This window comes from Sphingobacterium spiritivorum (genome assembly GCF_016725325.1).
GTDB lineage: Bacteria > Bacteroidota > Bacteroidia > Sphingobacteriales > Sphingobacteriaceae > Sphingobacterium.
This window is the reverse complement of sequence record NZ_CP068083.1, coordinates 4,086,411-4,099,293: the sequence shown is the minus strand read 5'-3', so window position 1 is coordinate 4,099,293 and position 12,883 is coordinate 4,086,411. Positions and strand designations below refer to the sequence as shown.

Annotated in this window: 8 protein-coding genes; all 8 read right to left on the bottom strand. The window is 39.7% G+C overall.

The window, feature by feature from the left end:
• Positions 1–65: 65 nt before the first annotated feature.
• Positions 66–1,655, bottom strand: a complete 1,590-nt coding sequence (locus tag I6J02_RS16995; RefSeq protein WP_201679023.1) for a peptide MFS transporter — start codon at positions 1,653–1,655, stop codon at positions 66–68.
• A 133-nt stretch (positions 1,656–1,788) separates the two neighbouring features.
• A complete protein-coding gene (locus tag I6J02_RS16990) occupies positions 1,789–2,685 on the bottom strand; it encodes a hypothetical protein (RefSeq protein WP_201679022.1) in 897 nt (298 codons plus the stop codon).
• Between the two features lie 31 nt (positions 2,686–2,716).
• Positions 2,717–3,595, bottom strand: a complete 879-nt coding sequence (locus I6J02_RS16985) for a TIM barrel protein (RefSeq protein WP_201679021.1) — start codon at positions 3,593–3,595, stop codon at positions 2,717–2,719.
• Positions 3,596–3,623: 28 nt separating this feature from the next.
• Positions 3,624–4,352, bottom strand: coding sequence for a (Fe-S)-binding protein (locus I6J02_RS16980; RefSeq protein WP_201679020.1), 729 nt, complete (start codon positions 4,350–4,352; stop codon positions 3,624–3,626).
• Positions 4,353–4,377: 25 nt separating this feature from the next.
• Positions 4,378–5,676, bottom strand: coding sequence for an MFS transporter (locus tag I6J02_RS16975; protein WP_201679019.1), 1,299 nt, complete (start codon positions 5,674–5,676; stop codon positions 4,378–4,380).
• A gap of 59 nt (positions 5,677–5,735) precedes the next feature.
• Positions 5,736–7,049, bottom strand: a complete 1,314-nt coding sequence (locus tag I6J02_RS16970; protein ID WP_236582096.1) for a D-alanyl-D-alanine carboxypeptidase/D-alanyl-D-alanine-endopeptidase — start codon at positions 7,047–7,049, stop codon at positions 5,736–5,738.
• Positions 7,050–7,210: 161 nt separating this feature from the next.
• Positions 7,211–8,914, bottom strand: coding sequence for a RagB/SusD family nutrient uptake outer membrane protein (locus I6J02_RS16965; RefSeq protein ID WP_201679017.1), 1,704 nt, complete (start codon positions 8,912–8,914; stop codon positions 7,211–7,213).
• A 33-nt stretch (positions 8,915–8,947) separates the two neighbouring features.
• On the bottom strand, positions 8,948–12,226 hold the full coding sequence (locus I6J02_RS16960) for a SusC/RagA family TonB-linked outer membrane protein (protein ID WP_201679016.1): 3,279 nt from the start codon (positions 12,224–12,226) through the stop codon (positions 8,948–8,950).
• Positions 12,227–12,883 lie beyond the last annotated feature (657 nt).

Here is a 12,883-nt window from a genome sequence, read left to right as displayed (position 1 = left end):
TGCCAAATGGTCTTAATACAAAAAAAGCATCCCTAAGGATGCTTTTTTATGTAAATAACTTATTGTTAATGAATTCCGTGCATCATCCGCTTTAATACCGGATTTAGCAGGATCAATATCAAGGCTGTAGCAAAAGGAATAAGGGTGAAAATCATAAAGAAATAAGACATCGAATGTGTCTCTGTGATCTTATCGATATAGGCTCCCATAAATCCGCCAAGAAAATTGGCAATAGCTGAAGCACAAAACCAGAATCCGAATAATAAACCTAAAAATTTCTTAGGAGAAAGCTTACTCACATACGACAATCCCACAGGCGACAGACACAGCTCTCCTGTTGTATGGAAGAAATAGGCCAATACCAGCCAGATCATACTTACAGAAGCTGTCTTTGCTCCGGAAGGAATAGACATACTACCGTATGACAAGGCCGCAAAGCCAATTCCTACTAAAATCAGCCCCAGCGCAAATTTCACAGGTCCTGAAGGATTCCACACTTTTTCCCATAGCTTACTAAATGAAGAAGCTAACGTAACGATAAAGAAAGAGTTTAGAATCTGAAACCAGGATACCGTAACTTCAGTACCGAAAGAGGTAAATTCACGGTGTACTTTCCAGACACCCAATACCCAGATCACAGCAAATGAGACCGCTGTAAAAATAATAGTCAACGGATATTTTTTATAGATTTTGGCTGCTAAGCTTCCTAATACCAACGTAACGATCAGCATTGGAAATATCGTCAATGCCGCATCTACCCATTTAAATGCAGAAGCCATACCTCCATCCAGTACACGCTGTGTATAGTCTTTAGCAAAGATAGTCATAGAACCACCAGCCTGCTCAAATGCAAAAAAGAATACAATACTGGCAATCATTAGTGCAGCGACCACAAACAGACGGTCACGAACTACATTTGCAGGGATAACTTCATCCTGTTCTTCATTTGCAGCCACTCTTTTATCATGGTCAGCTTTTAATACTTTCGGGCTCTCTCCGATAATACCAAAGATTCGCTGTCCGAAATAAAACTGAAGCATACCGAAAAACATAAATACACCCGCTAATCCAAAGCCATAGTGCCATCCCACTTTCTCCCCAATATATCCACAAAGCAACATACCTAAAAATGCACCTGCATTGATCCCCATATAAAAAATAGTATATGCAGCATCTTTTTTAGAACTGGAATCCGGGTATAACTTACCCACCATGGAAGAAATGTTCGGTTTAAACATACCATTACCGAGAATCATCAGAATTAGCCCTAAATAGAAGAAATTACCTGAAAATCCTTCGAGAGCCATAGAGGCATGTCCCAGCGTCATGATCAGAGCACCTATCAGAATTGCTTTTTTATAACCTGTCAGCTTATCAGCAATAATCCCTCCGAGTAAAGGTGTCAGATAGACCAGTCCCGTGTAAAGACCATACAGCTTCATGGCTTCTTCATTGCTCCAGCCCCATCCACCTTTGGCAATCTCACTCACTAAAAACACGGTCAATAATGCCCGCATCCCGTAATAACTGAAACGTTCCCACATTTCTGTAAAGAAGAGGACAAATAGTCCTGCCGGGTGTCCCATTACCATTTTGTCATCAACTCCCTGTTTTGCCAGGTGCGAGACCAATACTCCATCTCTTTCTTCTGTCATATGATATTTTATAGATTTTACATGGTTATAATTGCCTGCTGAAGGAAATCATCAATCGTTGTTTTAACAAACAATGCTACAAAGAAAACAAACTTTTTGAATTGATACAGCTTATTAAAGAAATATTTTTGTTTCAATTGGCATTGAAACCACTTTTCTTCTCAATTTTTTTCCGCGCAGGGTTGAGATATTGATCTTCATCTCCCCTTACAGGATTGATAAATTCAATATTTGATTTGAAAAACAACTTCGCAGGAACAATCTCATAGGCATCATACGTCAGATCCGGCCCGTAATACTGATATTTTCCTTCCAGACTTTTATCTGCAGGCACTAAATGATCAAATACAATTCTCTTTTTTGCGGCATCATAGCGAAGCAGCATACTGGCCTGTCTGGTATAATTGAATATTTTTCTGGAAATCTGAGGCTGATCTGAAAACATTTTCTTTCCGAATGTAGCTTCTTTGCCTTTGAGGCTCAGTACCTCAATAACTTTTTGTGTAAACAGACGGTTATGGCCTTTCCAGCCTAATAAAAGGTAGTGATCAGCATTTTGGATGATCTCATAATATTGAGCTCCATACCAGTTGGCAGAAGATACAACTGCCTGATCCGCCTGCTGAATCTCAAATGTTTTATCCAGTAGCGGAATCAAAGATAATTCTCCATTTCCGGTTTTGAGTTGAATACTCCCGTAATAGAGATAAGAACCATCATTGAGAGGTACATTCCAGGAGAATATACGAAATTTATTATCAGGAGAATTCAGGACAGCGATCATTTTAAGCTGATCAAATCCAAAATCAAACGAATTCTTTTCCTTTAATGCGGAGACCAGCGTCTTCACAAATTTGAAGTTGGCATCTATCCGTTCGGGTTCTGAAGGATTTTGAAACACCCTGTTCCCGATACTCAGCAAAGAGTCCTGCCAGACCTGCATAGCCTTAGCGGAAGGCTTTTGAGCTTGCGCATGCTGGACAGTCAATATCCCTATTCCCAAACAGACAGATACAAACCAATACTTCATATAATAAATTTAAGCATCTATATAACAGATACTATTGGAATTTTTGCAATAATTTTTTAGTTAATAATACACCGTCAATCTCACTGTGTTTATCTCCTTCGTATTCGATACCTACGAAACCTTTAAATTTTGCATCTTTCACAATTTTCATCATCCGAGCGTAATCAATCTGTGTTTCATTTCCGTCGGCATCAAAATCATGAGATTTGGCACTAACACCATGTGCATATGGCATCAGATCAGTCACTCCCTGGTAACGGTCATACTCATAAAAATTACCCAGATCAGGGAGACTTCCACAATTTTTCTTTCCTACTGCTTTCAGGACTCCTGACAACCAGTCTCCATGAGAAGAGATACCACCGTGATTTTCTACAATCACACTGATATTAGATTTTTTTCCATAATCAGCAAGTGTACTCAGACTCTCTACTACTCTTCCTTTGACTTCCTCCGGAGTACCTTTACCGGCAGCATTTACACGAATAGCATGACAACCCAGGAATGCAGCAGCATCCACCCATTTGTAATGATTTTCTACAGCTTCTTTACGTTTTGCAGTATCTTCATCTCCCAGATATCCTTCACCGTCGATCATGATCAGAACGTTACGCACACCATTATCTTTAGCACGCTGATTCAGATCTTTCAGATATGTCATATCTTTTGCTTTATCTTTAAAGAACTGGTTTACATATTCTACTGCATGTATTCCAAATTTTTTAACCGCAAATTCAGGGAAATCTATGTTTTTAAGATCTCCTTTAAAAAGAGTCTTATGTAATGACCATTCCGCTAAGGAAATTTCAAACCAAGGCTTTTTGGCAGCAAACAAATCCAAGTTTGGTGCTAAAGCGACACCTGCAGTAGCAAGTCCTAAATTTTTCAGAAAATCTCTTCTAGAATTCATAGTAAGTTTTATTATTGATTATTGATAGTTAAATATTTGCCCATCCGGATGTCAGGACATCCACAAGGTGAATTGTTCGTACAGGAAGTTGATGTTTATCAATGTATGCCTGCAGATGAAGCAGACATGAGGCATCGGTAGAAATAATATAGTCTGCCTCTACATCCAGTGCATGTTGTACTTTCTGCTCTGCCATAGCGGAAGAAATTCCTTCAAACTTGACCGCAAATGTTCCTCCGAATCCGCAACATGTTTCCTGATCCTTCATCGGGATCAGTTCGAGTCCGCCAACTTTGGACAATAGCTGCCGGGGCTCTTCTTTAATTTTACATTCCCGTAAAGCCGCACAGGAATCATGATAGACTGCTGTCCCGACTAATTCGGCACCAAAATAATCCCGCTTTGCAATGTGAATCAGAAATTCGCTTATCTCAAATACGTTACGTTGTACATTCCTGCAACGGTTATGCTCTACAGAATTTGTAAATAAGTCATCGTAGCCGTTTTTGACCATACCTACACAAGAGGCGGAAGGCGCAACGATATAATGCTCCTCACTAAAATCATTTAAAAATTTATGGCCGATTTCTTTAGCTTCATCCCAAAAACCCGCATTGTATGCTGGTTGCCCGCAACAGGTCTGTTCGGGATTATAACTGACTTCACATCCTACCCGCTCTAATAATTTTATCGTATTGAAAGCTGTTTCAGGGTACATCTGATCTACAAAACACGGCACAAACAGCTCTACTCTCATATGTGAATTTTTCAAAAACTTAAAATTAGACTTTATTGAATTTTAATACCCGGAAGAGCAGTAACAATCCAATTACAAAAAATAAAGATAAAAATAATGCCGAATATCTGATATTATGTGTCAGTTGCTCTATAAGACCAAAAGAGAATAAGCCGACAACAATAGCCAGTTTTTCGGTGACATCATAAAAGCTGAAAAAAGCGGTCGTATCTTCAATGTTCTGAGGCAGCAATTTAGAATAAGTAGACCGGGAAAGCGATTGTATACCTCCCATCACCAATCCGACAAGTACCGCCATAATATAGAATTGGATCTCATTGGTCAGAAAATACGCTCCGATACAAATAGCTACCCAGATAACGACAACCATAATAAGCACTGATATATTGCCGATCCGGCTTGCCAATGCGGACATCAGATAAGCTCCTGCAATGGCGACTAACTGAATTAAGAGTATGGTACCAATCAACTTAGGCGCCCCCAGATGAAGTACTTTTTCACCAAAGGCTGCAGCCACAATCATAATGGTCTGTACACCTATTGCATAAAAAAAGTAAGCCGGCAAAAACCGTTTGATACCTTCTATCTGTGAAATACGATGCCACACTTTCAAAAATTCTTCTTTAACTGTCCGTATCATAGGAAGCCCTTTGGTACCTGACATAGCCGAATTAGAAGGTAATACCCTGAACGGGATTTGGGCAAAACCTACCCACCAAAGACCTACAAGGAAAAAGGATAATCGCGCTGGAAATGAAAGATCCGTAATCCCAAACCATTCCGGCTTCAAGACAAAAACAAAACAGATAATCTGCAACAATACACAACCTACATAGCCGTAGGCAAATCCTTGTGCACTGACTCTGTCCTGCTGATCTACAGTCGCAATCAGCGGAAGATAAGAGTTATTAAATGCGACACCACCGATATAACCCATTGCGGCCAGAGCAAAGAATATAATGCTCATTTCCAGCGTTTCCAGCTTAAAGAAGTAAAGTCCCATACAAGCTGCTCCGCCTATGTACGTGAAAAGCTTCATCAGCATCTTCTTGCGACCTGTAGCGTCTGCAAAAGAAGTAATAAAAGGTAAGGATACAGCCATGAAAAGATAGGCAAAGGCCAATGCAAAATTGGACAATGCTGTGTTCACCACTTCGATTCCAAAGAAAGTTACTGTATCTCCATGTTCCTTTGTATTGGTGATCGTGGTGTAATAGACCGGGAATATTGTAGAGGTAATAACCAGGTTGTAAGCTGAATTCGCCCAGTCATACATAGACCAGGCACGTATTGTTTTCTTGTTGTTCTTTTCAACAGCTATCATAAAGGGTCTTTAAACTCCGAATATACAACGTTTATTTAAAAAATATTAGTGTCTCCATGTTAATAATTCTGACGTATGTACGTCACAATATTGACCATCTCTCTACGTACTGTACTCGCAGAAGTCACAAAATTATTATTCAGGAATGAAAATATAAGTTTACGTCCTGACCGTGTGATCAGATATCCACTCTGACAATGCACCGAATTAAGCGTGCCTGTCTTTGCCCACACAAAAGGTTCTCCTCTATCCAGTTTATAAGCTGATCGGATCGTACCATCTACCCCACCTGTCGGAAAGAGTTTGTGCAATACCGCCGGATCCGGAATATCTTTTTGCAATACAACCAGTAACTCCGCTATACTTCTCGGGGTGACCAGATTATACACAGAGAGACCACTTCCATCCTTCAGATCTACTTTATCCGTAAAGTATTTATAGTATTCCTGCTGCATCCACTCCCGCAATCTGTTAGTATCAAATTCGCCGTATCTGACAAGCGAGCTCATCATCTGAAACTGTTCTGCCATGAAATTATCACTAGGCAACATCATTTCACGCAACATCTTATTTCTACTGTTGGAATATACTGTCTTTACGTCTGAGGGCTTTTCATAAGCAATCATTTTTACTTCCTTCTTTAGGGTGTCCACCAGCAATTTCAAAAACAGACTATCCGAATATTTAAAAGGCTTTTCATTAACATACCCTCTTTTCACGTCGATATCGGACATATAAAAGATATTTTTATCAAAGGCACGGGTTAGTTTAAATTTACCTCTGCTCCGTTCATCATCTTTTACCTGCACATCTTTCTGAAAATAATCCGGTGTAGCTCTCAACGACCCTCTTTCTCTGGCTCTGAAGGTGACGACATTGCCGTAAACAGGAAATGTGCTGATCTCTGGCTGATAATATTCATCATAGTCTTCTACTGACCAGCCGTTTCTATAGAAGGGTTCTTTAGATGCTGTGGGCACATAATAAAGATGCTTACCACTGTTTTTTAAAAAATTATACACCTTGTGACTATCCAATCTGTTATGCAAAAAAGTAGGATCGCCCGTACCCCAAAAGATCAGTGAATCCCCTTTCTCTATATATTGAAGTCCCGGAATGGAATCCGGTAATGTATGGATTGCTGCCAAAAGTGTAAATATCTTCGTATTGGAAGCAGGCATAAAATGTTTTTCCTCATTAATTCCGAATAAAAATCTTGAACTGTCTGCATCATAAAGTGAAAAACCGTAAAAGTGTTTTTTAAGCCCTTCTGCCTGATTAAACTTCTGTTGAAGATCACTGGATATCTGCCCTTTAGCAGGCATTATATAGACCAGTACTGAAACAAAGAAGCTAAAGAGATATAATTTCATTGCGATAAACATACAAAAAAGATCATAAAAACCTTCATGTACAGAGTACACTAACTGTAAAGAAGCGCTTACAATCCATCTGATTGCTGATAGAAGGGAACAATTTAAGAAAAACGAGCTGCTGTTTGAGCAGCCCGTCTCTCAACAGATTTCGTTACAGATTAATATCCTTCATTTTGCTTCAATGTACCGTTACTCTTATCGATTTCATCCTGAGGAATCGGGAAGTACTCATTTCTGCTATTGAAAATCAAACCTTTAAACGCAGACAGGAATCCACCTTCAAATGCAGAGTAACTTTCTATAACCTGTTTAGCCTGTCCCCATCTGACCAGGTCATAAAACCGATGCCCCTCCATTGCAAGTTCCAGACGTCTTTCGAAACGGACAGCTTTACGTGCATATTCCTGATCTGGAAAAGATGGATAAGGTTTTACTTCATATACTGCTGCCGGCACACCGTCTGCGGTCAATTTCGGAGGCAATTTGGAGGCTCTGATACGGATGGAATTCACGAGTTTCACTGCAGCATCCAGATCATTCAATTCTACCTGACATTCGGCAGCCATCAGAATAACATCCGCCAGACGAATAATATTGACATCCAGTGCGGTCAGATAGCGATCTGCTGCAGCAAATTTCCCAAACTGACTTTGCGGAATCATTGTTTTAATTCCTACAAAAGGTCCGGCATAGGGCTGATCGCGTACCCAGGCAGCACCCGGCATAACACCATAATCCAGATATTGAACACCCCGGCGTCCTACGGTATAGTCCAGTCGCGGATCGAATCTCAAGGCTACATTCAGCGTATAGCCTGCTTCGTTATTAAGATCAGAGACATAAGGAATAGTACGATAAGAATTATCCAGCAATGGCAATCCATCCGTATCGACTTTATAAGCATTTACCAGGTCAATCGTAGGTTGATAAAATCCACAGCATCCTACCGGATTATTTCCGTTCAGACCGCTAAGCATATCTCCGACATTAGCATTATCGCCACTGCCGTCCGGATTAATGGCATGTTTGGATACCAGCAAGGTTTCCGGACCATCTTCTGTAGTTACATCAAAGTTATTTTGAAATGGCATGACGGTGATGTCTTTGCTTCCGATCACATCTTTAAACAAAACTAAAGCTTCGCCATACTTTTTCTGATACAGGTATACTTTTCCCAAATAGGCTTTAGCAATATTCTGATCCATCCGTCCTGTCTCTCCATTGATCTTGGTCAGCGGCAGATTATCTACAGCAAATTTAAGATCATCAATAATCATAGGAAGCACATCTGTATTATTCGGGACGGTCTTTGCTTCGTCTGTAGTCGTTGCTTCGCTTACATAAGGAATATTCTTAAATACTCTCCACAGAAAGAAGTAATAGTGCGCACGTAACATACGAGCTTCGCCTTCAATGGTCTTCGCACGGTCTGCACCGATTGTTTTTGCGCCCTCCTGATCCAGTCTCAGTAATTTAAGGGTATTATTTGCGCGAAGAACACCTTCGTAATACACCTGCCACATCTGACTGAGATTATCATTGGCACTGTTGGAGATATAAGATTCGATCAGATTCATATTAGGCTGATCTGTAGATGTAGATCCTTTATGCGCATTATCTGAGGCGACTTCGCCAAACAGCCATTGACTTGGCGCAGAAGAGTAATTACCCCAGGTGCCACTCACATTACCATTCAGAATACCATAAGTTCCCAGCAATACCTGCTCTACCCCATCTTTATTAGCGACTTCTTCATCTGTCAACTTACCCTGTGGTGCTTTTTCTAAAAAATCTTTACCGCAAGACGACATCATCAGAATAGATGCGCCCAATATTGTAGTTATTATATTTCTCTTTTTCATCTTCTTCATTTTTAATTATTCAACTATTCCATCTTAAAAACCTAAACTGAGTCCTAACATATACTGACGGGATTGCGGATAAACTCCAAAGTCCACCCCAAATGCAGGATAATCTGAAGGTGTGGCCGAAACTTCCGGATCTAATCCTTCATATTTGGTAATAGTAAACAGATTGGTCACACCGAAATAGACTCTCAGTTTGCGAACCCCACTAGTTGATTTAAATATTTTTTCTGTTGGAAGACTATATCCGATTTGCAGATTTTTCAATTTTAAGAAACTCGCATCCTGAATATAATAGCTCGATGATGCATACTCCAGTGAAGAAACGTCACTTCCTCCTTGGGAAGGAATCATACTTGAAGTATTTGTAGGACTCCACTCATCCAGTACACGAACACTTTTCTGTCCTTTGAATACACCAAAATCAGTAAAGTAACGCGTTGCTTCATAGTTTTGATTTCCCTGTGAACCATAGAAGTACATCATGAAATCAAAATTCTTGTATGCCCCACTGATGTTAAAGGAATATACAAAATCCGGATGCGGACTACCGATAACCGTACGGTCGCTGGCATCGATCTTTCCATCTCCGTTGATATCCTCATATTTCAGACCACCGGCTCTGGCCAGTTCATATGATGGCGAACTTGCTACATCGCTGGCGCTTTGATAGATACCGATCACTTTATAACCAAAGAATGAACCCAATGGCTCTCCGGCTTTCAGGAGAGAAGTTTCCATACTTCTGAAACTTCCGTAAATATCCTGCGAAATAGACGGTGCCAATGAAACGACTTTATTAATATTACGGGAAATATTTGCGGACAGATCTAATGTAAATGGTCTCTGCTGACGTTTGCCATAGTGGTAATTTAAGGAGAACTCTATACCTTTATTCTGCATTTCCCCCACATTGACATACGGTGAATTAGCGCGACCTACTGCAATTGCAGGTAACGGCAAACGATAAAGCATATCTGTTGTTTTCTTATTGTACCAGTCAAATGACCCATCTAAATCTCCATTGAGAATAGAGAAGTCAATACCCAGGTTTAATGCAGAAACCTGCTCCCATTTTACATTTGAATTATCGTAGTCACTTAACCACATACCTGTCAGCACGGTTCCGTTGATAGGATATGAAGACGAGTTGACTGCGGATTCAAATCTTCTGAAATACTGATCAGACGGGATACGCTGATTACCGGTTACACCATACCCAGCTCTCAATTTCAGATCGGACAACCAGCTAGTACCTTTCAGAAATTCTTCTTCAGATACACGCCATGCACCACTTACTCCCGGAAATACCCCATACTTATTGGCTGAACCAAAGTTGGATGATCCGTCACGACGGATAGTCGCACTCAGGATATAACGATCCTTGAAAGAGTAATCTACTTTACCAAAAAGGGAGAACATAGATCCTACGGTTCCTTCACTTGTACTGGATTGTCCGGAAGCAGCACCTAAGTACAGATAATCCAGACTGCTCATGGTAAACAGATCACGACCACTTCCATCCAGCTGTCTGTATCTGTTTTGAATAGCTTCCGTACCGGCAAGAATATTCAGATTGTGATCACCGAAAGTTTTTCTGTAGTTTAAGGTATTGGTCCAGGTCCATTCTGTTGTAAATCCAAAATACTCACTTATAGAATTACTGAAATTACCTTCCGTAAATTCCGGATTAGGATATCTGTAAGATACGCCATTATAATTTTCATATTTCAAACCAAAGTTTGTACGTAAAGTAAGGCCATCAATGATGTCATATTCCGTAAAGGCATTTCCAAAGAAGAAGTTATTCTTATTTTTGTTATCCTTTGCTCGGTAAGCTATAGCCACAGGATTTTCACCGTTACCATATTTTCCGCCCAGTGATCCGGCAAAATTACCGCCCTCATCATAGACAGGAATAATATTATGTATACGGTATGCAAATCCTAACGCGCTCCCCTCACCGATATAATCACCGGCCGTATTGGTATTAACCCCGATTCCATATCCTTCTGTAAAACTGTATTGTAAATTCTCTCCGAAACGAAGCTTTTTGTTCAACGCAGAGAAACTGGTATTCGCACGAACATTAAACTTATCAAATCCGGTATGTATAATTGTACCTTTTTGTCCCAGATAGCCGGCAGACATTGCATATTTAGCATCATCTGTACCTCCTGCCGCACTCAACTGATACGATTGGGTAGGTGCATTTTGAGAAAGCTCTTTAAACCAGTTTGTACCTTCTTTGTTGGCTTTGGTAATCTGGTAAAAGTCCGCTCTGGATTTAGCGCGATAATTGTATTTGGCCATATCAATATCCGCCTGTGTAATATCATGTCCGGTTTTAGAGCCGGCTACTAAATAATCAGGTAAGGTATTACTATTTCCGGTCAGGCGATTTTCAATATCCAGTTCCTGCTGAGGAGTAATCATTTTTGGAAATCTAGAGCTGTTTGGCACCTGTACACCATAATAAGCATCGAGATTGATTTGCGCTTTTCCGGATTTCCCACTTTTTGTTGTGATAATAATAACCCCGTTATTAGCACGGGCACCGTATATAGAAGCTGCGGAAGCATCTTTCAATACCTGCATCGATTCGATATCATTTTGATTTAACCAGCTCAATTTTCCTTCAAAAGGCACACCGTCAATAACATAGAGAGGCTCGTTGTTATTAATCGTACTGAATCCACGGATCTTGATCTGCGGAGTAGATCCCGGAGCACCGTCTGTCACGATCTGTACCCCTGTTGCCCGCCCCTGAAGTGCTTCTACGGCACTTGCTACGGGTTGTGTCTTTAATTGATTGACATCCACGACAGCAACAGAACCCGTCAGATCCTTCTTACGCTGTGTAGAATAACCTGTAACAACGACTTCTTCCAGTGATCCGGTCTCATCAGTCAGGTCAATAAGCAGATTGCTGGCCGGCCCGGAGACTTTATATTCGGTCTTCTTATATCCTATATAAGAGAATTCGATAATGTCGTTGGCACTTACTTTCAGTTCAAATGAACCATTTTCATCAGTTGAAGTAGCTGTAGCTTTCCCCAGTATTTTCAGGGTAACACCAGATAGTGCTGATTTTGTAGCAGCATCCTGTACCTTTCCTTTAATCAGGAATTCCTGTTGAGGATTTTCGCTCAGTAAAATTTTCTCATAATGTGTGTTTTCAGTATTAGAAATTCGGGCAAATGCCGTATTGACAAGCAATACTGTGGCACTAGCCATCCAGAAGGATTTCTTGAGTGAAAAATGGAAGGACGGCTTAATTCTTCCATCAAACTGTTTAAGTTGTTTCATAATAAGTGATAAGATTGTTTATATTGATTGTTTATGTTAGGCGACATACTCAATTAGAGTACAATAGGTTATACTTTATCTAATCATAGGCAGTAGATTTTAGTTTACTAAATTTACAATTGGCCTGTTACGAAATAAAAAAGGGATAACAGGTTTATATTTTGGTTAAGTCTAATTTACAAAAAGTGATTTGACATATCCAAGCAAAGTGTACAAAGTACAACTAGTCTTTGTAACAAAACACTGACAATCAACGAGTTAAAAATACATAAATTGTAACAACAATATGTATCTCTAAAATTAATGCTTTATTAAACTAAAATAAAAAAAACACAAATACCCCGAGAATAAGAAACATATACTATCACAAAAATTTAGTTGATAAAAAGTCATAAAAATTAGTTAAATATTATCAAAAACGATGTTTAACCAATTAATTTAGGGTCAGAATTTCAATCTTTGAACCCTGTGAAACAAGTCCGGCGAATATATCTGTAAACGAAATAAAAGAGATAAATATCTAAAAATATCAATAGTGTAACAGTAACACATTGTAACTTTTAATTCTACTTAGCTTATCCGTTTTAGTTGTATTTTATCTCCGGAAGAACACTTGTTTTTGAAAACTTAAAGGAGACAGCGACAGATAGCAGGTGG

Excerpts from the sequence above, each read along its gene's own strand:
- I6J02_RS16995 (WP_201679023.1), bottom strand. The coding sequence starts at position 1,655 with ATGACAGAAGAAAGAGATGGAGTATTGGTCTCGCACCTGGCAAAACAG.
- I6J02_RS16990 (WP_201679022.1), bottom strand. The coding sequence starts at position 2,685 with ATGAAGTATTGGTTTGTATCTGTCTGTTTGGGAATAGGGATATTGACT.
- I6J02_RS16985 (WP_201679021.1), bottom strand. The coding sequence starts at position 3,595 with ATGAATTCTAGAAGAGATTTTCTGAAAAATTTAGGACTTGCTACTGCA.
- I6J02_RS16980 (WP_201679020.1), bottom strand. The coding sequence starts at position 4,352 with ATGAGAGTAGAGCTGTTTGTGCCGTGTTTTGTAGATCAGATGTACCCT.
- I6J02_RS16975 (WP_201679019.1), bottom strand. The coding sequence starts at position 5,676 with ATGATAGCTGTTGAAAAGAACAACAAGAAAACAATACGTGCCTGGTCT.
- I6J02_RS16970 (WP_236582096.1), bottom strand. The coding sequence starts at position 7,049 with ATGAAATTATATCTCTTTAGCTTCTTTGTTTCAGTACTGGTCTATATA.
- I6J02_RS16965 (WP_201679017.1), bottom strand. The coding sequence starts at position 8,914 with ATGAAAAAGAGAAATATAATAACTACAATATTGGGCGCATCTATTCTG.
- I6J02_RS16960 (WP_201679016.1), bottom strand. The coding sequence starts at position 12,226 with ATGAAACAACTTAAACAGTTTGATGGAAGAATTAAGCCGTCCTTCCAT.